This window comes from Anaerotruncus sp. 1XD42-93, from assembly GCF_009917605.1.
Classification (GTDB): Bacteria; Bacillota; Clostridia; order Oscillospirales; family Ruminococcaceae; genus Anaerotruncus.
In genome coordinates this window covers 1-24,526 of the sequence record NZ_QZEG01000002.1, presented here as the reverse complement: position 1 = coordinate 24,526, position 24,526 = coordinate 1, and the positions used below count along the sequence as shown (strand labels likewise).

Genomic DNA, 24,526 nt, shown 5'->3' with positions numbered 1-24,526 from the left:
GTACAAATCCGATTGAAACAATGGAGGAATCAATATGGCTGAATTGAGATGGCATCCCCTCACCCAGGACTGGGTCATGATCGCTTCCCACCGTCAGGCGCGCCCGCAGATGCCGAAGGATTGGTGTCCGTTCTGTCCGGGTTCGGGCAAAGTCCCGGATGACTATGAGGTCTACGAGTACGACAACGACTTCCCTGCGTTGAGCCAGCAGCCCCCTGAGCCGGACGATGTATCGAACGAGTTTTTCAAAACCGCACCTGCTTATGGCAAATGCGAGGTCGTCCTCTACTCGCCGGGCCATACTACCACTGTGCCCGAACTGAGTGACGCGCATATGGGCAAGCTGGTCGATCTGTGGTGTGAGCGGTTCGATGCTCTCCGCGCGGACGAAAAGATCAAATATGTGTTCCTGTTTGAAAACCGCGGCGAGGCGGTAGGCGTGACCATGCCGCATCCACACGGCCAGATCTACGGCTATTCCTTTATCCCCAAAAAAATCCAGCTGGAAACAGCGTCCGCCAACCAGCACCACACCGCAAAAGGGCGCTGCCTGTTCTGTGATATGCTTGAAGAAGAGCGCAAGGACGGCCGCCGGATCATCTTTGAGAACGAGCATTTCACTGTCTTCCTGCCGTTCTTTACCGAATATCCGTACGGGGTGTACATCATGTCCAAGGCGCATAAATGCTACATCACCGATTTTGACAAGGAAGAACGCGCGGCGCTGGCAGCCACGATCAAACAAACGGTTGGGATGCTCGACAGCCTGTTCGGATTCCGTTTCCCCTATATGATGTGTATGCATAACGCGCCGGTCAACAGCGGCGACTACAGCGAAACCTACCATTTCCATATTGAATTTTTCCCGCCCATGCGGTCGGCGGACAAGATCAAGTTTAATGCCTCCTCCGAGACGGGCGCGTGGGCACACTGCAACCCCACCTGCCCGGAGGTCACCGCCGAAGAGCTGCGGCAGGCCTATAAACGGTTCCTCGAGAACCAGAAAGACTGATCCTGATTCTATCAAAAACAGCGGACGCTTCTGCGCCCGCTGTTTTTTGCCTGTCCGTAAAACGCCCAAAAACCGGTAACCCTCTTTTGAGACCGTTTGTTGTGGCCAGTCACCGGATCAGCCCCGCCTCAAGCACCGTCTGGGTGCAGCGCAGGGTGAAATATTCCGCAAGTTCCATTCCATAACGCACAAAAAGCGGATCGTCCTCCCGTTGGCAAAGCCGGGCGAACACCTCCCCGATTGCTTTGGGATCGCTCGGGGAGGAACGCGCTGTCAGGATATACATGGTGAACGCCACCGAGTCGAACAGCATCTCGCTGGTCTCGGGGGATTCCTGTTCGATCTTGTTATAAAACGATGACATCGCCGACTGCGCTACAATCGAATTGGGGAACAGGTCGGCAATCACCTGGTTGACCACATAGGAAAACAGGATTTTTCGTTGGGTAACCGTCCGCGCATCGTCGAACGCCCCTACCCCAAACGAAGTCAGCCCCCCTTCCTTGCAGATCAGTTCCTGTGCAAACCGGAGGCCAAGCGCACGCGCCTTATCCATGTTGCCGTTTGCTTTTTCCCGGGCAAAGGCGACCGCCGCACCCTCCGCAGAATCGAACACTTTGGACACCCGTTCGGGCATAATCTTCATATCGCTGTCGTCACAACGCATGTTGGAACCCTCCTCCCTCAAAAAATCGGTTCTTATTATCAAAGGTATGCTCCCATACATCCAGAACCTGCTTCGCATCTTTGGCGAAGGCTTTTTTCATAGAGCGCCGTATCCTGGACCGCACTCTGCACACCGGAAGGCCGCAGGATCACATCAAGCCTGAAATTCCGAAGCAGGCTGCGGCAAAAGCTGCTCCGCCGCTTCAAGCGAAAAGATTATTCCGAAACAGGCTGGCCCGCATTCTCCGCGAGTGCGCGGGCGAGCTGATCCGGGCAGGACGTGGATTTGAAACCGCATCTGATCCCCTGCAGCAGGTCGATCACCTCAGCCACCGGCCTTCCCTGGACAAGCCTGCTGACCCCCTGCGCATTCCCCGGGCATCCGCCCTCAAACACAACCTCGCGCACAATACCGTCTTCCACCTCGATGTGGATCACCCGCGAGCAAACACCTTTTGTACGATAATCAAACCTCATCTAAACCTGTCTCTCCTTACTCTGCTGAAATCCTTGCAGTGCCTGTCCGGACCGCTTCCTCCGCAACCGCTTGGGCAACTCTGTCGGCGACTGCCTTGTTAAGCGGGTCGGGCAGAATTTTGTCAGCGGAAAGTTCGGATGCAGAAACCATTTCGGCAATCGCTTTTGCGGCAGCGACCTTCATCTCCTCGGTGATGCCGCGCGCACGCACTGCCAGCGCCCCCTTGAAGATGCCCGGAAATGCAAGCACATTATTGATCTGGTTGGGATAGTCGGAACGCCCGGTGCCGATTACCGCCGCGCCGCCCGCCTTGGCTTCCTCGGGCATAATCTCGGGAACCGGGTTCGCCATCGCAAAGACGATCGGTTTGTCCGCCATTGAGCCAACCATCTCCCTGGTCACCAGCCCCGGACGGGAAACCCCGATGAACACATCCGCGCCCACAAGCACCTCTGCAAGCGAACCTTTCTGTCCGGCATGGTTGGTGACCTTCGCCATCTCCGCCTGCGGGACGGTCATACCGGGAGCGCCATCATAGAGCGCACCGTCCTTGTCACACATCACAATTTCGCCGAATCCCATCCGGAGCAGCAGCCTGGCGATCGAGATGCCGGCCGCACCTGCACCGTTAATCACGATTTTGAGCTTGCCCATCTCCCGGCCGGTGACCTTGATCGCATTGAGCAGCGCTGCGCTCGCGATGATCGCGGTGCCATGCTGGTCATCATGGAATACCGGGATTTCACATTCTTCCTTGAGCCGCCGCTCGATCTCAAAGCAGCGCGGCGCCGAGATATCTTCGAGGTTGATCCCTCCGAAGCTTTTGGAAATGAGTTTGACTGTGTTTACAATCGTATCGACATCCTTGCTGTCGATGCAGACTGGAAACGCATCCACATCCGCAAACGCCTTGAAGAGCGCGCATTTCCCCTCCATAACCGGCATCGAAGCCGCCGGGCCGATGTCTCCCAGCCCCAGGACAGCGGTGCCATCGGTGATGACCGCCACCATATTGCCGCGGCGGGTCAGCGTATACGAAAGGCTCTCATCCTTTTCGATCTCAAGACAGGGCTGCGCCACCCCCGGCGTATACGCAAGAGAAAGATCCTCCCGGGTATTGATCGGCGCACGCGAAACCACCTCGATCTTTCCCCGCCATTCATAATGCTTTTGCAGTGCTTGTTCTTTTACGTCCATTCTGTCTCCTCCAGTATTTTAGAACCTGTATCCATAAGCAAGAGGTACCGTATGGGCGGGGGATTCACCACTCTGCAAGGCAAAAGTCTGCTATGCGGTTTTTCAGCGCAGCAGGCTAAAACCTGTCCAAACGGTATGAAACGGTTGTGAATACGGGTTCTTAGATTCCTCTATACGCCGCGTGCATCATGTGATCCACTGGCCGATCTGCTTTGCCAGCTTTTGCAGCGCAGAAAGCTGCTCCTCTCCGGCAAGAAAGAGTACGTAACTGTCGCTGTCGATCCCAAAGTCAGCTACACGGACCTTTTCCGCGCTCCATTGCCTCGCCAGAATTTCGCACCATGCATCAATGCCATCGTCCTCGTCCAGCTCGTCCTCCTGAATTGAGAGTCCAAGCGCTGCAAACGGGCGAAGCTGGGATAAAAAGTATATAAAATCCTCTTTTTCGTCCTTCCAGTCCCGCTCCGCGGCATACCCATGCTCGATCAGGATGTCCGCCACTCCCAGCCACTGGAGATCGTTTCCCGCTGCATCCGGGAGGTCGATACCGCGTTCCCGATATCTGCCGCGGTACCGCTGCTGGTAGACCTGCGGTTCCCGGGTGCACAGCCGGACCTCTTCCATTGCCCGCTGGTCATCCCCGGTAATGATTCCGGCGATCTGCTCCAGAATCTGCAATCTGGCTTCCTCTGTCATACGATCCATCCTTTCCCACAATCAATTCCGGCTTTTGGAAAGCCGGAACAACCGCTCAAGCGGCTCCTGCATGGTCAAACAACTGCCCAGCGGACTGGGATGCCGTGTATTGCCGCCATGGAAATCGGTGCCGCCGGTCGGGATCAGCTGATACTGACCGACCACTGCGTCGATTACAGGGATGTCCTCTTCCTTTACACGGGGATGGTACCGTTCCACCCCGTCGATCTCCCCATTTTCGGCAAGCTCCTGCATCAGGTCGATCGAATCATAGGAGGACGGATGCGCAAGGATACAGATCCCGCCCGCACTCCGGATCAGACCGGCAATCTCGTGCACATCGGGATATTCCTGCCGTACAAAGCAGCTCCCGTCCGGCCCGAGGAGCAGCTCCCGATAGAGGTCCCCATAAAGGCTTTCGGTATAACCAAGGTCGCGCAGGGCAGCCATAATGTGCACGCTGTAAACCGCAGCCGCCCCCTGTGCGTGGCGCAGGATGTGTTCTTCTGTCACCGGGAAAAAGCGCATCACCTTTTTCATGCTCTCGCGCATCGCGCGGTCGCGGCCTTCCAGCGTACGGCGGAAGGTCCCCTCCAGCCGGTCGGGACGTTTCGGCAGCAAACAGAGGAGATGCACCTTGCGTCCCCGCGCGCTGTCCCAGGCGGAAAACTCTGCACCTCCAATCACACCGATCCCGAACCGCCTGCCGAGCTGCTCGGCCCGGCGTACCCCGGCCATAGTATCATGGTCGGTCACCGCGACGAAATCCAGCCCGCCCCGTCTGGCGTAGAGAATCAGGTCATCTACCCCCAGCGCGCCGTCCGACATTCTTGTGTGGCAATGCAAATCTCCGATCATCTTTGACCCCCTGTCCCCGCAAACCCTGACCATTATGATCTGAAGCTGGCCTGCTGTCGGCATCCTGCCGCAGGCTTGAAAAGAATCATTCCGATTTTTCAAGTGCTTCAGCATATAGTCTTTTTTTATTATACAACGGCTTGCGGATTTTTCGCAACTTATATTTTGTAAATTTCGGCTGGATATGTTATAATATTCGCAGAAGAGAACCCGAAGGCGGATTTTTCCGGCCTGTGGACAGACAGATGCAGGGCGAAAAATGGCTGCCGTCAGTACAGCGTCTTCCCTGTTTGCGTCAAAAACGGGATTTCCGCTCTTCCTTCCTGAACGGTTCTTACTACGATATACTATAATATACATATGGAGTTTGCCATGTCTTATATGATTGATTCCGGTATCTGGTCTTCGGTTTTTGCCGTACCCGCTTCGGTGGTCGATGACCATATCCGAATGTGTTCCCCACTCTCCCTAAAAATTCTGCTGGTTATGCTGCGCCATCCGGGCGTCCCGGTCGATGCCGGATGGCTCTCCGCCCAGCTCAATATCTCTCCCGCTGACATCACCGACGCGCTCGGCTACTGGATCGGCGCGGGCATCGTCTCGGATTCCAACCGTCCGGCTGTCCCCGCGCCTGCTCGCCCGGAGCCTTCCGCCCAGGCGCCCGCCCCCGCAGCCTCTGCGCCCGCCGTTGTTTCGGAACGGAAAAATACCGAAACAGGACAGAAACTGGTTACGATCTCTTCCCGTCCGAAGATTTCGCGGGAAGACATTGCCGAACTTTCCAGCGCTAATCCCACCATTGGCCAGCTCCTTCAGGAGGCCCAGCAGGTGCTCGGCGCACCGCTTACCCCGGTCGAAAGCGAGATTCTTACCGCACTTTGCAGTTATTACGGCCTGCATCCGGATGTTGTTCTGATGCTGCTGCAATACTGTGTTTCGATCGGTCATAAGAGTATGAATTTTGTGGAAAAAACCGCTGCTTCCTGGATCGAACTGGGGATCACTACCCATGAGCAGGTCGAACAGGAGATCGTAAGGCTGACACGGGACAATGAGAACGAGTCCAAGATTGTCCGGGCGTTCCAGCTCTATGGGCGCGGGCTGACCTCCAAGGAAAAAGAGTATGTTGCCCGGTGGTTCGCCCTCGGCCTGGACGAAAAAATCCTCTTTCTCGCCTGCGAGCGGTCGGTCGAAAATACCGGGAAAGCCTCTTTTGCCTATGCGGACAAGCTTCTTACCTCCTGGAAATCCAAGGGGATTTCCACCATCAAGGCCGCGCTGGACGATCTGAATGCGGGTACCTCCCGTTCGTCTGCGGCGCAGAACAAGTCCGCCCGGACCGGCGGCGATTCCTCGATCGACATGTCCAGGCTGCATGAGATGCTGCACAGTGAATTCCGCGACTAGGAGGCGAACCGATGGGCTATACCAGAGAAACCTACCAGAAAGCACAGCAGGCGCTCGATGCGCGCCGGGCGGGTGCTATTCGACAGGCGGAGGAACGCCGGACGGCGCTTCACGCCGCTCTTCCCGAGCTTGCCGAGCTGGAACGCTCGCTCGCCTCAACCGGGCTTGCGGCTGTACAGGCGGCGATTTCTGGCGGAGGACGCGCGCCTGACCTGATCGCCCAACTGAAGGAGCAGAACCTCGCCCTGCAAAAGCGACGGACAGAGTTGCTCACCGCCGCTGGTCTGGAGCCGGATTTCCTTGATGTGCATTACACCTGTCCACGCTGTCAGGACACCGGCTATATTGTGGAAAAACAGTGTGACTGTATGGCGGAGCTGCTTCGCAAGGCCGCCTACGAACAGCTTGGGGACTGTTCCGGCATCCGTGACTGCCGGTTTGACAACTTTTTGCTTGACTATTACCCAACCCAGCCGGTCGGCCCCTACAACATCGTTCCGCAGCGCGCGATGGAAAAAGTCCTCTCGATCTGCGTCGATTATGCCCGCAGTTTTTCCCTGCAAAGCGAAAGCCTGCTGCTCTGCGGCGGCACCGGCCTGGGAAAAACCCACCTTTCACTCGCGATCGCCGGAGCGGTGATCCAAAGGGGGTTCGGTGTGATCTATACCACCTCCCATCGGCTTCTGGGGAAACTACAGGAGCAGCAGTTCTCGCGGAACAGCACCGAAACGGACGATTACCAGTCGATGGCGCTCGGCTGCGATCTGTTGATTATCGACGACCTCGGCGCAGAGTTCTCGACCAATTTTACTGTTGCGGCACTTTATGGGGTGATTAACGAGCGGCTCAACCTCCAGCGCCCGACCGTCATCAACACCAACTTTGATGAGACCATCCTGCGCGAGCGGTACGGGGACCGCATCCTCTCCCGCCTGTTGGCGACCTACCGGCCATTGCAGTTTTACGGGGAGGACATCCGGATGCGCAAACGGTTCGGAAGATGAAACCGGCCGCCATTTTCTGATTCCGAGCTATGTTCATGAAATAGACACAAACATCTGCTATAATCGAAGCACTTGAAAAGCATGAAGAACCTGTATTCATAATCAGAGGATGCCGGATGGGCGAGGGATTTTGCTGCCCTGCAAGGCGAAAAAACGCAGACAATACTTTGTGTATTGCAAGATTTTTCAACGCGGCAGGCCGGCAAAAGACCCGCTCAGACGGTGTCGAATGGTTGTGGATACGGGTTTTAAGCAATGCTTCTAAAACCTGTGGCCCTTTGGCCGCAGCGAAAGCCGCCAAACGGGTTCTATTTTGCATCTGGCAAACAAATCAACAGACCCTTTGCGTGGAACAGACAGGAGGAAATCGTATGAAAAAAATTCTATCCGCGGTTGTTGCGGCAGGGCTGGCCCTGGGGTTAAGCATTTCCGCATTTGCGCTGGATGGCGGCGGGATTGTGAAACCGCGTGCAGGTTCAGAGGTCGCACTGACGATCAGGAGCGGCGATACCAAGGTCGCGGGGATTCACTTCTATGCGGACAACGATCCGGATCAGTTCTATTTCAATGTCAATACCGACATGGATGACTGTAAATTCAAAGACCTGTTTGCCGATCAGGAGGCGTATTACTACGAATTTGTGGTGGACGGGCGGATCCCGTCTACCAGCCTGCCGACCGTACGGATTTTCAGCCCTTATCGCGAGGAGGTCGATGGCGGTCTTGCCGACCGTTGGTACCGTTTGAAAATTTATGAGGTCGATGGGGACACCCTCACCGATGTGAGCGGCGATTTTGCAGCAATGGCGGACGACGATGGAAACTATTTCTTCGACATCCGCACCCGCACCCCCGGCACCTACATTCTCGCCGAAAAAGCAGTACAGGAAACCGTTTCGGCTGCGGTAAACGCGGATTCGCCGCAGCTGAAATCATCCGGCAATCAGGCCGCTTCCGAGCAGCAATCCACTCAGCCTGCAAAGCTGCCGGAAAAACGGGTCAAACGGATGCAGCCCCAAAAAGATTGAATCGCTGCGGCTTCAGGACGCTCTCATTTTGGGGGCGTCCTCCTTTTTTCTTTGCTTTTGCCTGACGTTTTTCGCGCTTTTTTGGTTGACAAACAGGGGGACACCGGTTAAAATTGAATCTGATTTTCAATTTCATAGTCAAAGCACTCCAAAACAGGTGCATTTGATTTTCACTTCACAGGAGGTAGAAGGATGTCTGAAATCGGGGGCTACAAAACCCGTCAGCGGGAACGGATTTTACGCCTGCTGACCGAAAACGCCGGCCGTCACCTCTCGGTAGACGAGGTGGTTGACCATCTGCGGGGACAGGGAGAGCCGGTTGGAAAATCGACTGTATACCGCTATCTGGACCGGCTGGTGGAGCAGGGATTGGTTCGGCGGTATTTTCTGGAGGAGAGGACCGGCGCATGTTATCAATATGCCGGCGGTGAGGAGCGCTGCCGCGAGCATTTTCATCTGAAGTGTATCGGCTGCGGAGTGCTGCTGCATGTGGAATGCAGTTACCTCGACGAGGTGGCGCAGCATGTCGCCAGCCATCACAGGTTCGCGATCGACCATACCAAAACCGTTTTATATGGGCTGTGCGAGCTCTGCGCAGCCAAACAGGAGGGGGTGCCGGTATGCGCAGGCTGATAGCGCTGTTTTTGGCAATGGCGTTGTTGGTGTCCGGCTGTTCGGGTGCAGAAATGTCAGAGGAGAAACCGGATGGACGGATTCAGATTGTGGCGACCCTCTTTCCGCAGTACGATTTCGCGCGGCAGATTGCGGGAACATTTGCCGAAGTGACCCTTCTGCTCCCCCCAGGCGTGGAAAGCCACTCGTTTGAGCCGACCCCGGCGGACATCATCCGGATCAACAACGCAGACCTTTTTATCTACACCGGCCCGGAGATGGAACCGTGGGCGGAAAATCTGATTGACGGGTTGGAAGGAAATCCAACCGTGTTGGACATCTCACAGAATATCCCATTGTCTGAAATCGACCCGGAGGCGGAGCACGATGGTCACACCCACAGCGGAGCTGACCCGCATATCTGGACCGACCCGGCCAGGGCGATGCAGATGGTGGATAATCTTGCTGCGGCGCTCTGCGGGGTCGATCCGGCACATGCAGGGTCTTATCAGACCAACGCTGCCAGCTACAAGGCCGAGCTGGATCAGCTCGACCAGCTCTTGATGCAGACGGTTGAACAGGCGGAATATCAAGAGCTGGTATTTGGCGGGCGGTTTGCGCTCACCTACTTCGCGGAGCGGTACGGATTGCGCTGGAAAGCGGCGTTCGACTCCTGCTCCGGGGAGACCGAGCCGAGCGCGGGCGCTGTGGCACAGATCATAGACGCGATCCGCAGCGAAGGGATTCCGACCGTCTTTTACGAAGAGCTGACCGATCCAAAAGTTGCCCGGATGATCTCGGATGAAACCGGTGCGCAGATGCTCTTGCTGCATTCCTGCCACAATGTTTCGCAGGAGGAGTTTGCCGAGGGGGCCACCTATCTTTCTCTGATGCGGCAGAACGCGGAAAATCTCAAAAAGGGGCTGAACAAATGGCGCTGATTGCCTGCAAAGGATTAAGCCTGCGGTACGAAAACCGGTTGGCAGTGGAAGATGTCAGCTTTGAGATCGAAGCGGGGGATTACGTCTGCATTGTAGGGGAAAACGGTTCGGGCAAGAGCACCTTGCTCAAGGGCCTGCTGGGACTAAAAACGCCGGACGCGGGCAGCATCTCCTATGGGGAGGGGCTGAAACAGCGGATGATCGGGTATCTGCCGCAGCAGACCGTGGTGCAGAAGGATTTCCCCGCTTCGGTTTACGAGGTGGTGCTCTCGGGCTGCCTCAACCGGCGGGGGATGCGCCCATTCTATTCATCCGCCGAGCGGCAGATCGCCGAGCGAAATATGGAACGCCTTTCAGTCGGGGCACTGCGTAAAAAATCCTATCGAGACCTTTCCGGCGGCCAACAACAGCGCGTCCTGCTGGCGCGCGCGCTCTGCGCCACCGAAAAGCTGCTCCTGCTTGATGAACCGGTGACCGGTCTGGACCCGGTCGTGACTTCCGAACTATACACAATGATCCGCCAGCTCAATCTGGAGGGGGTCACTGTGGTGATGGTCAGCCATGACATCACCTGTGCAGTGCACAACGCGGGCAAAATCCTGCATATGGGCACCGGCGTGCTCTTCTATGGACCGGCACAGGACTATCCGGACAGTGCGGTTGGCCGGCGTTTTCTGGGAGGTGGCCACCATGCTTGAACTGATTTCACAGATGTTTTCTTACGGATTTCTCAACCGGGCACTGCTTGTCGGCATGTTGGTTGCACTCTGTTCCGCTTTGCTCGGGGTAAGCCTGGTACTCAAGCGGTATTCGATGATCGGGGACGGGTTGTCCCATGTCGGATTCGGCGCGCTCTCGATCGCAATGGCAATGCGGCTCGCACCGCTTGCCGTTGCCGCACCGGTTGTGGTGCTGGCGGCCTTTCTGCTGCTTCGGATCAGCGAGAACAGCCGGATCAAAGGGGATGCTGCGATCGCCCTGATCGCTTCCAGCTCGCTCGCAATCGGTGTCATTGTCACCTCGCTGACCTCTGGGATGAACACCGATGTGTATGGGTATCTGTTCGGGAGCATCCTCGCGATGGGGGTCGGAGATGTGGCGGCTTCGGTCGTGCTGTCAGCGGCGGTGCTTCTGTTGTTTATCCTCTTTTACAACAAGATCTTTGCGATCACATTCGATGAGGCGTTCGCTCAGGCGACCGGTGTCAACGCCCGCGGGTATACCCTTCTGATCGCCCTGCTGACTGCGGTTACGATCGTTGTCGGGATGCGGATTATGGGGGCAATGTTGATTTCCAGCCTGATTATCTTCCCGGCACTGACCTCCATGCGGGTTTGCCGCAGCTTCAAAGGGGTGGTCATCTCTTCCGCACTGGTTTCGGTCATCTGCTTTTTTTGTGGGATGGTCGCGTCGTTTGCGTTCTCCACCCCCGCGGGTGCTTCGATCGTAGCCGCAAATCTGGTTGCATTCCTGCTCTTCGCATTGGTGGGGGCTCTTCGGGGCAGGGTCCTGCGCCGCCCCGAAGGCCGTTCGAAAATCCGGAAGGATCGGCCTTCCTCAAAAGAGCATCCGGACCAGCAGCGCTGACAGGAAAAAACCGGTCAGATCGGCGCTCAAGGCAGCGGGAACCGTGTGCCGGGTCTGCCGGATCTCCGCCGCGCCGTAATAGACCGCTATCGTGTAGAATGTGGTTTCGGTAGAACCTTCCATAACGCTGGCGATCCGTCCGATCAGGCTGTCGGGACCATGGATGCGCAGCAGGTCATCGAAAATTGCCATTGCCCCACTGCCTGAGATCGGGCGGAGCAGTGCGAGCGGGAGCAGATCACGCGGCAAACCGAACAGCTTTCCCAGCGGCTCGAGCGCAAAGGAGAGCAGGTCGAGCGCTCCGCTGGCTTTGAACATCCCTACAGCGGTCATCAGCGCTACCAGAGCGGGCAGGATGCGTGCTGCTGTGAGCAGGCCGTCTTTGGCCCCCTCGATAAACAGGTCGAATACCGACAGGCCCTTGGAAAGCCCATGTCCAACAATCATCACGACGACCAAAGGCACAATATAGGAGCCGATCTGCATCATCCGCATTTCCTCCAAACCTTTTCGAGTGTTTTCGCCATCACAACGCCTACCGTGATCGAACCGATCGACGCCAGCCAAACCGCCGGCAGAATATCCAACGGTGCAGCAGAGCCATATTGCATCCGCAGCATGGCAGTAGTGGTGGGAATCAGCTGTAGGGACGCTGTGTTGAGCACCACAAACATCGCCATCTCATTGGTTGCTGTCCCCTTCGTACCCTGCTCCTTTCTCATCTCGCAAATCGCCTGGATTCCGAGCGGGGTTGCGGCATTTCCCAGCCCGAGAAAGTTCGCCACAAGGTTCATTGTGACCGCGCGCATCGCCCGTCCCCCCGGTTTTAAACCGCGAAAAAGGCGTCCGGTGACGGGAGAAAGCGCTTTACTTAATTTTTCAGTCAATTTTGACTCCTGCGCAATCCGCATGATTCCGCCCCACAGGCAGAGCATCCCAAGCAGCGATAAAACCAGTTCTACCGCGTTTCCCGCCTGTTTGAGCACCGACTGGGAAAGCTGATCAACCCGCCCGGTGAGCACCGCAAAAACGAATGAAAAAATCAGCATTCCTGAAAAAATGAAGTTCATCATACTTTTTTACCCTCCAAGTTTCGTCATTTTATACACTTTTGATTGTTGAATATTTACTATTCCTCCAAAAAGAAAAACTTTCTACGTAAATTTGTTTACATTTGTGCAATTTTAGGATATATTGTTAAAGATAACAGGTATCAAAAAATGGATAGGAGGTTATTTGTGTATGAAATCCACAGGCATCGTGCGCAAGGTAGATGAGCTGGGTCGTATTGTCCTTCCCATCGAGCTGCGTCGTACACTCGACATCAATGAAAAAGACTCCCTTGAAATCTACGTGGACGGCAGCCATATTATTCTCAAAAAGTATGAGCCGGCTTGCATCTTCTGCAACAGTGCAAACGACATCATCAACTTTAAAGGGAAAAATGTGTGTTCCGAGTGTGCAAAATCCATGAGCGAAGCCCGGCAAGGCTAAAAAATGTTTGATGCACATACAACGGGATGGGGGAAAAAAGAGGACAGGGCATCAGCCCTGTCCTCTTTTTTCTGCTCATTGATGCGACAAAAATACCCATGAAGGCCCTTTATTCAGCCTCTTCCGGCGCCTGCCCGAACGGTATCTGTAGGGATTCATATTCCCGTGTCGCATTCGCTTCTCCATCCTCCGCATCGGCGCTCGGGTCATTTACCCCGTCTCCATCCTCCTCGGCGTGCTGGATCAGATACCGGGCGTAGACCGCAAACGAAATCCGCATATACGGAAGCAGATAAACGCATAGCCCGCCCTGAATTGTCAGAAGGGTGAGCTGCATACCGGTCAGATTCCGGAACGGCTGCCCAAACGGCAGGAACGGCCATGCAACGGTCAGCACAGCAGCTATGACAGCAGGAGTCCACCAATGTAAAAACCGCAGGAAAAAACCAAACAGCTCCGCCTTATAGCCGTACACATATCGTATCCCCTGTTTGATCGCAGTTCTGGCCCGCATTTCGGGGTGTGCCGCCAACAGATAGGGAGCAAGAAAATAGCGAAGCCGCACAAACGCCAGCAGAAGGGCTGCAAGGACGATCCAGACCAACGCAAGCAACAGGACCCCAACCTCTGCCGGGCGGGGCAGGGCGCCATAGCGGGCGCTGTAGAGGCCGAGAAAGAGTGCTCCACCGGTCAACGGTGTACAAACCAGCACACTCCAGAAAAACAGCCGCAGACAGATCTGAAGCTGTAGCCAGAGCGCCCTGCCATACGCGGCAGCGGTCTCAAAATAGTGGAATGCTTCATCCACCCCATCCTGTTCTCCTCCGGTCCGCCGGTAGTACCAGCGGACGATCCCCTGACAGAGCGGACGCTCGACGATAAACGCCAGCAGGGTTGTCAGCAGGGTGAGCAATACCGAAGCGAACGCGACGTTCGCCAGATCATCAAACGCCAGCCCGGGCGTGCCGCGGTAGTCTACATAGGCAGGAATGCCACCCATCGAGCGGATCACCTGTTCGAGGATACGCACAAGCGAGAGCGGCAGCGCGGCAATCAGCATCAGGCCGATCGCCTTCCCCCATCCCCCCGCAAGCGCACGTTTTGCATTTTGTTTCACCGTTTTATAAAAAGACATCCTGTTTTGTCCCCCTGCATTGTTCAATCTTCCAAATCAATAAAAAGAGGCTCTTCAACCTCGTTCGGCTCGTATGGAATCTGAGAATAAACTTCAAACTTCTGATCCCGCATCCACATCTGGGTTGTCAACAGCAGTGTGTATCCCCTGCCGTTCAGGGCGGTCCACTGCACCATCTTGCGTTCAGGCAGCCCCATCGCGGCCAGCAGGTTCATAATCAGCCCGCCATGGGTAATCACCGCAACCGACGAGATCCGCATCTCCATCATCTGTCCGAAGATATACGCGATCGCCTGGATTGCGCGCTGTTTCAGCTCCTCCCCGCTCTCACCGCCGGGAGTCCGGGCGCTCTCGGGCGACGCAATCCACTCCCGAAAGGCCGGGTCCCGTTCGAGATCGTGTATCTGCCTGCCTTCGAACTCCCCAAAATCCAGTTCCCGAAGGTTGTCCACCACTTCGGTGTATCGGTCCGGATAGAGCAGTTCAGCGGTTTCCTTGGCACGCGCCAGCGGGCTGGTATACACCCGGTCAACCCGCGGATATTCGCACCGTTCCCGCAGCGCCAAAAGCTGCGCGCGTCCCTCCTCGCAAAGCGGAAGATCGGTGCTGCCTATGTACCGCCCTTCGAGATTCGCCTGTGTAAAGCCATGTCGGAGGATGTGTATTTTGTATGTTAGCATAAAATTTACCACCTTTTTTGCTTTTAATCTACAAATATTTCTAAGATTCGACAGAGTGTATTTACAAATCGTTTTTGGTGTTATATAATTTACTTTATGTAGAGCAAACCGTTTTTGAGGAGTTAAAGACAATGAACGCTGATTTTCCGCGCATCCTGACCCTGCTGCGCAAAGAGCGGGGCATCAGCCAAAAACTGGCTGCATCTAATCTGGGTATTTCACAGGCATTGCTGTCCCATTATGAAAAGGGCATCCGGGAGTGCGGGCTGGATTTCCTGCTCCGCTGCGCCGACTTTTATGGGGTTTCGTGCGATTACCTGCTTGGACGTTCCCCCGACCGTACTGGTTCACAGATCACTGTCGAAGAGATTCCCGAGCCGGAGCAGGTAGGGAAAGAGAATGTCTTTCGTGCCGGTGTTCTTCCAGTGCTCAATAAGAAGCTGATCGCAAATTCGCTGAACATTCTGTTTGACCTGCTCGCCAAGAGCAACTGCAAGCCGCTGATTAACGAGGTTTCTTCGTTTCTGATGCTAGCGGTCTACCGAATGTTTCGGCTGGTTTACAGCGCGAATCCGCGCAACCAGAATGCGCTTTTTACCATTCCAGATACGGTCTCCCAGCAGTATGCCGATGCCGCCATGCAGATCCACTGCGCCAATGCGCTCTCGATCTCGAAAGGGGATCCGGCGGTGGATATGGAAAAGATTAAGGATCTTGAGCCTCTTATGGTCACCACCGAGGGGCTTTCCAAAGCATACCCGCTGTTTGCCTCATCCCTGCTCAATCTGATCCAGAACGCCGAGACCCGGGTAAACTATCCGGGCCAGACCCGAAAGTGAATCCCACCGCTTCCCTTTTCAGTATGCCATAAATGCGGTGCATTTATGGCATTTTTGTGCAGAAAATTTAAAAAACAGGAGGATTTTCGACGGTGAAAGAACTGAGAAAAAAACACGCAGTTGCAACTGCATTCCAAAATCCGTATGGAGGTGACTGCGAAAGATAGGGCCAACGCACTGAAAGACAACATATCCGTTTTTCAGTGGCGGGCAAAAATCTCGGCCGCACGCTTGACGCATCGGATGGCCTATGTAATCTGAAGCAGGGCCGCTATACGCAGCCGCCTGCGATGGTCTCGCCGCAGGCTTGAAAAAAATCACCGCACCGGCAGTGTCACCACCTACCCATTCAACGTATTTGGCGGTGTCTGGGAAGAAAATACACCGCCGCATCTTCCCGCTCTTCCAAGAAAAGGGGACACAATGGTTGGAAATGACGTCTGGTTTGGACGGGAATTCCTGATTCTACCAGGCGTCTAAATCGGGGACGGGGCGATGATTGCAGCGCGATCGGTGGTCTCCATCAATATCGAACCAGATACCATTGCTGGCGGAAATCCGGCCCATCCGATCCGCAAGCGGTTCGATGACGGGTGAATCGACCTGTTGCTGCGCCTGCGCTGGTGGGATTTCGAGCCCGAACCACTCGCAGAACTTCTGCCGCTCCTCTGCGATCAGGACCTTGAGCGGGTCCGGCAGACGCTCACCGGGATGCTGGCTTAAAAAACAGCGACCTTTTGTCGACCGCACGCATGGTCGCAAGGATGCCGTCCAGATGGTCGTACTCGTGCTGGATCAGCTCGGAGAGATCATCCTCGAATGTAAAACAGCATTCTCTCCAATCAAGATCGCGGCATCGAACTGTACACCGCCGGTACCGCTCTACCTTCACGAGCAGTCCGGGAAATGACATACAGTCATCCAAAAGCTCCATCCGTTCTGGATCGGGGAACTCGAGTGTTGGATTCAAGAATACCACCGGACGGTCAATATACATATAGATCAGCCGTTTCGGAACCCCGATCTGTGGTGCGGCGATCGCACGTCCTGCGTGATATTTTTCACGGAATGCCATCAGGGTATCATGCAGGTCTTCTACTGTGCGCCGCAGATTAGGTAAATCTTCCTGACTGACTGGGCTGCTGTTCTCGTATAAACGCGGGTCGCCGAGCAAAAGGATGGGTTGCATCATCGCTGTTATTCCTCCCGTTTTACTGCTTTCAGGCTAAAGTGCGCAGGTCTTATTGGGCTTCACAGCCAATTTGGAGCCTCTGGTTTCATTGTACCACGAAATGATCCAATCTTCAACGCCCAGCGAAGCCTTGAGTGCAAGGTTTCGCTGCGTTTTTTCACCAGTAAAGTCGACTGAATCAGGAGACCGTGAACGTACCCCATGAAAAATAAAAAAGCCGGCGTGGTTTCATCCCACGCCGGCTCTTTTTTATAAATCGTTACCATCCAAAAAGGCCGTTTCACCGGATCGCAGCATAGACAAAGTATGTGGTGATCCCCTCCTCAAAAATTGGATTGGCATCCGCATGCGGCAGCTTCTCAGGGGAGCTGGAATGCCCGAGCCGTACCATTGTCAGCTCCTGTTCCTGCACAAGATAGAGCAGCGTGCTCAACGACTGTGGGGAATCGACGTTGCTGTCGGTGAACCCAAGGACCCGGCCGATCTCACAACGTTCGATCGCACAGGCAGTTTCCCTGTCCCGTTCTGCTGACTCCCCAGGCGTCAGATAATGGGAGCAGTCCGCCGATACGACCAGCAGGACATCCCCCTCCCTGCAAAGCGCCTCCACGCTCTCCCAGAACAAGGATAGGCGCTCCTGGGAAAGACGATTGGAGAGCAGGCAGGCGGTTAGCTTTGCTTCGGGCAAGTAACGGCGGACAAACGGGAGCAGTCCCGCTACTCCATGGTCATACTCTACTGCGTCGGGGTCATCCAACACTCCCAGTGCCGGATTTTCGAGCAGGTGTGCGGCAGACTCTAAATCCGGCTCCACCCTTCCATAAGGGGTGTCCCATCCGGCGGCCGCGATCACAAGATCACTGCTGCATCGCTCGGGATAGTGGGACGGGGAGAGCAGCAAAACCCGGTTAAATTGGTCAGGCTGCTCCCCCACCATCCGGAAAAAGCCCGCTATCATGTCAGAAGCCAGCAGATGATGGGGCACCAGTCCACCGGCCAGTTCCCCCTCCACTGTATATCGCTCTGGAGATGCAATCCCACCGGACACCAATTCCGGATCATAGTAAAGACTGCGCAAATAGCGCATCGGACGGTTCGCCTCTCCTGATGCTGCCTGTTCCGGGGGACCTTCGAGGGCAGAAACCTGAGGCGGATTGCGCTCAGATACATCTCCACAGCCCGCCAGCAACAAGGCTGCCAGCAGCGCCAGCAGACGTCTCATGAGATTTCCACCTCGGAGCGCTCGCTCATCCCCCAGGTGTCGTTATAGAGGCTGTTTATATATGCGCTCTCCACCGTATAGGTCCCATTGGTGACGCATCGTGCGTAATAGACGATCGGAGAAATCCGGTTGAAGAAGTATTTCCCATAGGCCCGGAATCGGACCCTCTGTTCCTCCCGCCGGTCGAGCGTCCAGCCACGCCAGCCAGAGGCATCCAGATCAAGCGGATCGTTCTGGGCCTTTTCATACCGCATCCCGGCGGGGATCATGTCATCGATCACCACGTCGATCTCCCCAATGTTCGGGTCAAACCCGCTGAAATCGGGGGTCAATGTGATCCTGACCAACTCCCCCTGGCCGAATGTTCCGTTGACCGGCTCCACCGTTTTTGTCAGCCCGATCCTGCGGCTGGACGGATCGAGCTGCTCCGGGCCTCCGATGTAGGAGACATCCGCCTGTACCAAGCCCGACTCCACCTGGAACGCTGCCTTCTCCAGCTGCTCCTTGGTGAAACTCAAAAACCGCTGTTCGCCATTGCTCAGATCGATCGTTTCCCGTTTACCATCCTTCTGATAGCTGAAGGAAACCGTCCGTTTCTCCGCGGAACGGAACTTCCCAAGATAGTAGAGCTGCTCAATCAGGTAAGGCTCATACGGCGACCCTTTCTCCAACAGGTACCGTGTCAGCCCTTCCGCATCCGGCAGATGCAGGGCGGATGCGAGCATCGAAGCCGCAGCGGTGCATTCGACCTGTTGCAAGCCGCTCCCTTCCGGGGCAGCCAGTGCAAGCGCCTTTTCACCCGATACCCCCTCAAACGGAATCAATGCAGGGGTTACCAGTGTGTCATACAGCTCTTTCGCTGCCTGTGTCTCTTCCAGCTCGGCTAGAACACATCCTAAGTATAGCCGGTCGGTCAGCGTGAGGTTGTGCTCCGACTTGAGGAAATCCTCCACCATCCGTGCATTGGAAAAACCGGACAGCGCCTGCATTGCACAGTAGGACATAGGACTGCATCCGCTGTCATTGAGGTTGCGCGCAAATTCCTTCTGGTTGAACAGATCCGGAAAGGCGAGATAAGCCCGCAGGGTGAACCATTCATCCAACTCCATATGAGGAAGAACCGACAGCATCCCATAGTAACCGCCAAGCTCAAACGCGTCCAAATCCTCCTTGCTGTAATCCGCGCCCTGCGCCTTCTGTGCCCGCGCCAGATAATAACGCACGAGCTGCTGGTCGGTACGCATCCCTTCACTCCAGCTGCGCAGGTTGCTCCAAACCTCATGGAGGGTTTTGTCTTCTCCATCGTAGAACTGGATGGTAACCGGGTAACGCAGGGCGTCAATCTGAATCCCATCCTTCAGGTCAAACTGCCTGATCTGCGCAGTTTCAACCCCGGTACGCTCCACTGTAAATGGCAGCTCCACCGCGTCGGCATACGTCCCACAGCTTCCGGAGAGCCGCACAAAATATGCCCCTGCGGACAACTTCCCGTCAAACAGGAGATTGGTATAGACCCCTGCTGCGGCCTCTGCTTCTACCGGAGCCAGCCCGGCTTCCGACCCATCTGCGCGGAAGACTTCGGCAGTATAGCTGACCGGGTCCTCTGCCGCAATTCCCGTTCCGGTGCTGCGCAGGCTGACCGAGAGGTCGTCGCCCTCGAGCAGCGTCCTATTGACGATCGGGTTGAGGAAGTAAGGCAGTGTTGCCGAAACAGCCGACCTGGTGTTGCCTGCCTGCCCATCATCGGTCAGGGCAAGAGCCGTCGTACGCCAGCTGGTCACGTTATCCGGAAGAGCGAACCGGAAGGTTGCCTTCCCTTCGCTGTCAGTCTCTCCAGCACCGAACCAGGCGGTATCCTCAAACGCTTTCCGCGGATTCTGACCACCTCCGCCGCCCTTTTCGTGACCTCCTCCATAATTTTTCTGTTCGTAGGAAGTATAGGTCTGCACATAAGCATAATGATCTGTCCAGCTGTAGTAGCCATCTAAAAGATTAACATACTGCTCCTGCATCGCAAAGACTGCTTCATCCGCCACACCGAGTGCGACCGCTGCGTTCCCGGCAGGCGTCCCGGTCTGCTTGTTGACCACGCGTGCTTCGAGCACAACCGGGTCTCCCGGCTGGTAGCTCTCCTGGTCCGGGGTCAGCGTGATCTCCAGTTCCCGCCGCGCCGGGTCAAACCGCATCTGGTTGGTTTGCAGTGCATAGATATGTTTTCCGTCAAAATAGCCGCCGGCAACCGCATAGCTCGGGAGCAGTGATTCGCTGAACGGCAGGGTGATATGGTTCTGGTCGGTGACAACCGGCTGTCCGAACTCCTTCTGTGCCAGTGAATAGAGCACCCGTCCGGTCATCGACTCGACCGGCTGGTCGTTGTCCGAAAGCTGGAAGGTTACCGTCTCCCCGTCCTGGAACTCGTTCTGCCATGCCTGATAGTAATCCTTGATTTCGGTGTCCGGGCCGGGCAGACGCTCAAACAGGTAGCGGTGTTCCCCATCCTCATCCCGATACCGGTAAACCCCGGTGGTGAGCATACAGGTTTCCTCCACCGGATTCCCATGGGAATCCACCGCACGCATAAGTAGATAATAGTAGTCGTTCTCCTCCTTGCTGGGAAGCCCATCCAGCATCCCAATCCCGTTCACAATCCGCAGCGTGCGGGTCTCGGTGATCTCGTCCCGCTGCTGGTAGGCAAACGTGTCCTTACGGGTATGGCTGATGTGGTCGTAGTAGGAGCCGGTCTTTTCCGCTTCAAAATAGACCCGGTGGATCTCCGCTTCCGCCTCACAGCTCACCGGCGCGCCCCGGAGCAGTTCCACGTCACCGGCCTGTTCTGCCGAGGTGACCCGCGAAAGGTCGATCCGATTGGCGGAAACTTCCACCTGACCATCCGCAATCTTGCGCGGTTGGAGCATCAGGTCGCGGTGGATGACCTGCACCCACTGCCAATAGGAAAAGCTCTCGGACTCCGCGTCCGCGTTGTCCACCGAATAATAGTAGCTCTGCGGTCTCCAACTGTTCTCGTCTGCAAGGATCAGCTTGTTGGAGACCGCCCGGCCCTGTGCATCGGTCAAGACAACGGTATTTTCGCTGTCGGTATCTGCCAGGCCTTCGCTGTTGCCCGAGATGTTCACCGCCAGATTGGAGGCGGGCGTCCCATCAAATGTGGTCACATCCACGATCACCTGTACGGATGGATTTTCTTCTGAAAGATAGATCGGCCGATCGGTATATGCTTCGGTGGTGTAAACCGGCTTGACAAAATCCTCCACCCGCAGTGAAGTGTTGCAGAGGGAGGTGTCCCCAAGCCATAGCTCCAGCCAGCCCCAGTCGTTCGATCGCAGGCCGGAGAACGAAAGCGATGTGGTAAAGGTACCGTTTTTCTGCGGCTGGACTGTCTGCTCGGCTGCGCCGTCCAGCAGGCGCACCGTCACCTCTTCGGGCATCCCCACCGCTGGATCTCGCGGACGCACAACGCCCCATACCCGGACGGTGTCGGTCGTCCGGTAGATCGGTCGGTCGCAGTAGAGGTAGCTGTAATAGTCCCGCGGGTCATATTCGGTGGTTCTGACCGTCTGATCCGAATAGAGAAAGCTCGCGTCGATGAACGTCCGGTCGCCCGCTGTGATCCGGAAGATGCTGTTTTCTTCTCCGCTCATCACCCCATCCCATGTACTGCCCCGCTCAAGCTGTAACTGTCCATCGGGAATGTGCAGAACACCATCTGCGTCGGTCCGCCCGGACGCCGCAAAGCTGCCCGCCATCTCGAACGATGCATCCGCCACCGGACCACCGGTAGCTGCGTCGTTGAGCCAAAGGACTAAGTCGTCCGACATCCGCATAAAAAAGACTGAAAGGTCGCTTGACTGCACAAGAATCTGCCGCTTGAGCGGGAATCCGTCAACTTCAAGGCCGATCTCAGCAAGATACCAGCCTTCCGGCAGCGGCTCTGGAAAGAGCAGCAGCCGTGTTGTCGCCCAGTTGGAGTTTCCCTGCACCAACGCGGCTTCAAATTGCGCTGCCTGTTCCAGCCCTCCGGTATCAAGCAGCAGGGTGGACGGAGCCTGTTTGTAATAGTTATTCTGGGCCTGCTGGAGCCCAAGCAGATGTTCATAGTACGGCTCCCATCCGGGAAACCGGTAAACGGTGACCGAAGCCTTCGGCTCCTCCTCTACCATTACCGCATCTTCATCGAGATAGACCTCCAGGAACGGCGGCTCGTCGGTCAGCGTGTTGATGCTGGTTGCCGTACCCGAGATGCGAAATTTCTGTTCTGCCATCGTCTGTTGAGGAGATACCGCAGTAAACGAAAAGTGGAACGGCTCCGCCAGTTCGGCCCCGCTCTGAGAGGTGAGCGGCGGATTGACCGTTACCGTGTAGCGGGTGTCCGGCTTGAGGTCTTCCTCCGGATAAAAACTGAATCGTCCGTTGTCCCAGCCTCCGCCAATTCGCAGGGAAACCGGCGGATCGACTGTCACCGCCCGGTCGACCATCTGCAATGACACTTCAGGCTGGTTGAATAGGATCTCGATCCCGGTGTTGGTCGGCACCCGTTCGCTCCCATCCGCCGGGAAGCAAGCGCGTACCGTCAGACGGTTAGCCACATGAAACCGGAATACCTGATCGCCGTAGCGCACCGCTGCTTCACTATCCGGCGCGAAGCCTCCGGTCGGTCTGACCGAAAATCCACCGTCTTCCAGCTGTTCTACATGATAAGACTTTCCCGGCTCAAATCGCAGCAGTTCACGGAGCTGCGCCGGTGTGACGTCCGCTTCTGTCCGGACAGTGAAGGAAGTATCCGGCAGGATATCGGTGCCCTCGGTCCGGTCAGGGACAATCTCAATCCTGCTTTTTGCTCCCCAACACCCTCCAAGAAAGATACAGAACATCGTTGCCAAAATCAACGGCAGGAGACGAAACCTACGTTTCACTTTCATTCCTCCTCTGAAAGAATCGGTTCCACATCTCTCGGACATCGAAGAAGCAGGGCCTTGGATGCAAAACAGATCCCAAAACTTGTGATTCTGTTATTATACACCATTTTCAGGTAGCTTTGGGGACATTGTTTTCCCTTTCCACAAAAATTTCATCTCTCTCGGCGGGATACATCCTCCTTCCTGACAGTTGGTGGGCTGATTCACTTTTTAGAGCAATTCGACGATGAGATGCCAGTCCACATGGATTTTGACAACGGCTACACTTATGGCGGCTTTGATGAACACCGCTTTGAGGAAACAGATATTGAAGAAGACGAAGAGGAAGATTTTTAATGCGAAGAAACAAAGAACGGTACGGTTATGATGGAGCTCAATCAGGATTGCAAGTTGAAGGGCGAAACAAGGAGGCAACTGAAGTGAAAGAAATCAAGGTTGCATGGTGTGAAAACTTCATCAAAGCTGCATTCGCAAAGATCTACTTTGAGAACGGTGGCATCGAAGCTAATTGCTGTTGGATCGAATGGAGATCACTCTGAACAATGTCAAATCTGACACCGAAGTCCTGAAAGAGATCGTGAGCTGGCATTCGCAGGACATAAAATCTCTGAAACAAGCCTGATAAGAGGAAGAAAATCTGTGAGCAGTGCCAGGTATTTGCCTGGCACTGTTTTTGCACAAGCACCGTTTGAAGAGCAGCCTATTATGCGGGCTGCTCTTTATTTTTACGAATTACGCCAGCCATATTATGTCCTATACGCATAATTTTTGCAGAAAAAACGACAAAATTCTACAATTGGAAGTCGATTTCCTGTATATTATATCCAATCTTCTTTATTTTTAATATAGAAAGCAGATAGATACTATCCTGTCTGCTGCAAGTCTATATAATAGGAGGTTTTCAACATGGGAAAAATTGTGTTATTTGATCACAAGAAATTTGGTAATGTTATCAGGGAATCGAATCTGAAGCAGGAGCTGCTGGCAGAGCGCCTGAATATCTCCGCACGCCATATACGAAATCTGAAAAGCGAAGATACTTCCGTTTCCGCCCCTCTTCTCTATAAAATCAGTCAGGAATTCCAAAAGCCTATGGAATACTTTCTTACCTTCCGGGAGGAGGACGAATCAATCGAATAAAATAAAACATGTTCTACATACTATAAAAGCTCATAAATAAAAAATCTCCCGAAGTGGAATCTTCTATATGAGATACATCCACTTCGGGGGATTTCTCTTGCATTTATCCCTCCCTGCACTTCGCAGCCAGAGTTAGAAGCTGTATTCATAAGCGTTTAAGCAAGGTATGGAAATGAGAAATTTTGACGATAGTCTCAGCAGATGAGACGGATACCTCATAATCTTTACTGAGACGTCTGAAATGATTGAGCCAGGAGAGGGTGCGTTCAACTATCCAGCGCCAAGGGAGTCTTTCTCATTGGTGGGGCTTGATTTTCTCTGAAATATCGACATTAGGCCTTGTTTGAAAAATAAATATTGCACAAATCGTTGGCAAGAGCGAAAATAGGAATATGAAACGGTAT

The 24,526-nt window shown here is 55.0% G+C and carries 24 protein-coding genes and 1 pseudogene; 12 read left to right on the top strand and 13 right to left on the bottom strand.

Annotation, left to right across the window (positions count from 1 at the left end):
* Positions 1-34: 34 nt before the first annotated feature.
* Positions 35-1,012, top strand: a complete 978-nt coding sequence (gene galT / locus D5269_RS00985; protein ID WP_016315343.1) for a galactose-1-phosphate uridylyltransferase — start codon at positions 35-37, stop codon at positions 1,010-1,012.
* 109 nt (positions 1,013-1,121) lie between these two features.
* Here galT and D5269_RS00980 read toward each other — a convergent pair whose 3' ends face one another.
* From D5269_RS00980 to D5269_RS00960, 5 genes are all read right to left on the bottom strand, one after another.
* Entirely contained in the window at positions 1,122-1,679 is a 558-nt protein-coding gene (locus D5269_RS00980) for a hypothetical protein (RefSeq protein WP_016315342.1), read from the bottom strand.
* Between the two features lie 215 nt (positions 1,680-1,894).
* Positions 1,895-2,155, bottom strand: a complete 261-nt coding sequence (locus tag D5269_RS00975; protein ID WP_120481689.1) for a TIGR03905 family TSCPD domain-containing protein — start codon at positions 2,153-2,155, stop codon at positions 1,895-1,897.
* A 16-nt stretch (positions 2,156-2,171) separates the two neighbouring features.
* A complete protein-coding gene (locus D5269_RS00970) occupies positions 2,172-3,353 on the bottom strand; it encodes a malic enzyme-like NAD(P)-binding protein (RefSeq protein ID WP_016315340.1) in 1,182 nt (393 codons plus the stop codon).
* Between the two features lie 186 nt (positions 3,354-3,539).
* Entirely contained in the window at positions 3,540-4,049 is a 510-nt protein-coding gene (locus tag D5269_RS00965) for a DUF6630 family protein (protein ID WP_120481687.1), read from the bottom strand.
* 21 nt (positions 4,050-4,070) lie between these two features.
* Positions 4,071-4,907 carry a PHP domain-containing protein gene (locus tag D5269_RS00960; protein ID WP_016315338.1) on the bottom strand — a complete coding sequence of 279 codons (837 nt, stop codon included), beginning with the start codon at positions 4,905-4,907 and terminating at the stop codon, positions 4,071-4,073.
* Positions 4,908-5,279: 372 nt separating this feature from the next.
* On the opposite strand from D5269_RS00960, the gene D5269_RS00955 reads away from it, so the two are divergent.
* The 7 genes from D5269_RS00955 (at position 5,280) to D5269_RS00925 (ending at position 11,486) form a co-directional block, all read left to right on the top strand.
* The gene (locus D5269_RS00955; RefSeq protein ID WP_016315337.1) at positions 5,280-6,314 is read left to right on the top strand and encodes a DnaD domain protein; all 1,035 of its coding nucleotides are present in this window, start codon (positions 5,280-5,282) and stop codon (positions 6,312-6,314) included.
* An 11-nt stretch (positions 6,315-6,325) separates the two neighbouring features.
* Positions 6,326-7,318 (top strand): ATP-binding protein, encoded by a 993-nt coding sequence (locus tag D5269_RS00950; protein WP_120481685.1) that lies wholly within the window; start codon positions 6,326-6,328, stop codon positions 7,316-7,318.
* Positions 7,319-7,689: 371 nt separating this feature from the next.
* Positions 7,690-8,346, top strand: a complete 657-nt coding sequence (locus tag D5269_RS00945; protein WP_120481683.1) for a hypothetical protein — start codon at positions 7,690-7,692, stop codon at positions 8,344-8,346.
* Positions 8,347-8,538: 192 nt separating this feature from the next.
* Positions 8,539-8,979: a Fur family transcriptional regulator gene (locus D5269_RS00940; RefSeq protein WP_016315334.1), complete on the top strand. Its 441-nt coding sequence runs from the start codon at positions 8,539-8,541 to the stop codon at positions 8,977-8,979.
* The gene (locus D5269_RS00935; protein ID WP_120481681.1) at positions 8,967-9,899 is read left to right on the top strand and encodes a metal ABC transporter substrate-binding protein; all 933 of its coding nucleotides are present in this window, start codon (positions 8,967-8,969) and stop codon (positions 9,897-9,899) included. The genes D5269_RS00940 and D5269_RS00935 overlap by 13 nt, the downstream gene beginning before the upstream one ends.
* A complete protein-coding gene (locus D5269_RS00930; RefSeq protein WP_120481679.1) occupies positions 9,890-10,597 on the top strand; it encodes a metal ABC transporter ATP-binding protein in 708 nt (235 codons plus the stop codon). The genes D5269_RS00935 and D5269_RS00930 overlap by 10 nt, the downstream gene beginning before the upstream one ends.
* Positions 10,590-11,486, top strand: a complete 897-nt coding sequence (locus D5269_RS00925) for a metal ABC transporter permease (protein WP_120481677.1) — start codon at positions 10,590-10,592, stop codon at positions 11,484-11,486. The genes D5269_RS00930 and D5269_RS00925 overlap by 8 nt, the downstream gene beginning before the upstream one ends.
* On the opposite strand, the gene D5269_RS00920 is transcribed toward D5269_RS00925, so the two are convergent.
* Together D5269_RS00920 and D5269_RS00915 are read right to left on the bottom strand one after the other, a co-directional pair.
* Positions 11,457-11,975 (bottom strand): nucleoside recognition domain-containing protein, encoded by a 519-nt coding sequence (locus D5269_RS00920; protein WP_120481675.1) that lies wholly within the window; start codon positions 11,973-11,975, stop codon positions 11,457-11,459. The genes D5269_RS00925 and D5269_RS00920 overlap by 30 nt on opposite strands.
* The gene (locus D5269_RS00915) at positions 11,972-12,559 is read right to left on the bottom strand and encodes a nucleoside recognition domain-containing protein (RefSeq protein WP_016315329.1); all 588 of its coding nucleotides are present in this window, start codon (positions 12,557-12,559) and stop codon (positions 11,972-11,974) included. Before D5269_RS00915 ends, D5269_RS00920 begins: the two co-directional genes overlap by 4 nt.
* Positions 12,560-12,728: 169 nt before the next feature.
* Here D5269_RS00915 and D5269_RS00910 point away from each other — a divergent pair, with 169 nt between their 5' ends.
* On the top strand, positions 12,729-12,980 hold the full coding sequence (locus D5269_RS00910) for an AbrB/MazE/SpoVT family DNA-binding domain-containing protein (protein WP_016315328.1): 252 nt from the start codon (positions 12,729-12,731) through the stop codon (positions 12,978-12,980).
* A gap of 109 nt (positions 12,981-13,089) precedes the next feature.
* Here the strand turns inward: D5269_RS00910 and D5269_RS00905 are convergent, their stop codons facing one another.
* Positions 13,090-14,115 carry a DUF975 family protein gene (locus D5269_RS00905; RefSeq protein WP_120481673.1) on the bottom strand — a complete coding sequence of 342 codons (1,026 nt, stop codon included), beginning with the start codon at positions 14,113-14,115 and terminating at the stop codon, positions 13,090-13,092.
* Positions 14,116-14,138: 23 nt separating this feature from the next.
* The gene (locus D5269_RS00900) at positions 14,139-14,795 is read right to left on the bottom strand and encodes a histidine phosphatase family protein (RefSeq protein WP_120481671.1); all 657 of its coding nucleotides are present in this window, start codon (positions 14,793-14,795) and stop codon (positions 14,139-14,141) included.
* Positions 14,796-14,926: 131 nt separating this feature from the next.
* On the opposite strand from D5269_RS00900, the gene D5269_RS00895 reads away from it, so the two are divergent.
* Complete coding sequence (locus D5269_RS00895; RefSeq protein WP_016315325.1) at positions 14,927-15,634, top strand: helix-turn-helix domain-containing protein; 708 nt, start codon at positions 14,927-14,929, stop codon at positions 15,632-15,634.
* Between the two features lie 703 nt (positions 15,635-16,337).
* On the opposite strand, the gene D5269_RS00885 is transcribed toward D5269_RS00895, so the two are convergent.
* The 3 genes from D5269_RS00885 to D5269_RS00875 all read right to left on the bottom strand — a co-directional run bounded on the left by D5269_RS00885 (position 16,338) and on the right by D5269_RS00875 (position 22,979).
* On the bottom strand, positions 16,338-16,826 hold the full coding sequence (locus D5269_RS00885) for a peptide deformylase (RefSeq protein ID WP_120481667.1): 489 nt from the start codon (positions 16,824-16,826) through the stop codon (positions 16,338-16,340).
* 280 nt (positions 16,827-17,106) lie between these two features.
* Positions 17,107-18,048 (bottom strand): AmmeMemoRadiSam system protein B, encoded by a 942-nt coding sequence (gene amrB / locus D5269_RS00880; RefSeq protein ID WP_120481663.1) that lies wholly within the window; start codon positions 18,046-18,048, stop codon positions 17,107-17,109.
* Positions 18,045-22,979, bottom strand: coding sequence for an Ig-like domain-containing alpha-2-macroglobulin family protein (locus tag D5269_RS00875; RefSeq protein ID WP_158604798.1), 4,935 nt, complete (start codon positions 22,977-22,979; stop codon positions 18,045-18,047). Before D5269_RS00875 ends, amrB begins: the two co-directional genes overlap by 4 nt.
* Before the next feature lie 338 nt (positions 22,980-23,317).
* On the opposite strand from D5269_RS00875, the gene D5269_RS00870 reads away from it, so the two are divergent.
* Complete coding sequence (locus D5269_RS00870) at positions 23,318-23,521, top strand: hypothetical protein (RefSeq protein WP_120481658.1); 204 nt, start codon at positions 23,318-23,320, stop codon at positions 23,519-23,521.
* 367 nt (positions 23,522-23,888) lie between these two features.
* Positions 23,889-24,122, top strand: a complete 234-nt coding sequence (locus D5269_RS00865) for a helix-turn-helix transcriptional regulator (protein ID WP_016315319.1) — start codon at positions 23,889-23,891, stop codon at positions 24,120-24,122.
* Between the two features lie 196 nt (positions 24,123-24,318).
* On the opposite strand, the pseudogene D5269_RS18980 reads toward D5269_RS00865, so the two are convergent.
* Positions 24,319-24,411, bottom strand: a pseudogene (locus tag D5269_RS18980) (IS5/IS1182 family transposase); the annotation flags it as partial.
* Positions 24,412-24,526 lie beyond the last annotated feature (115 nt).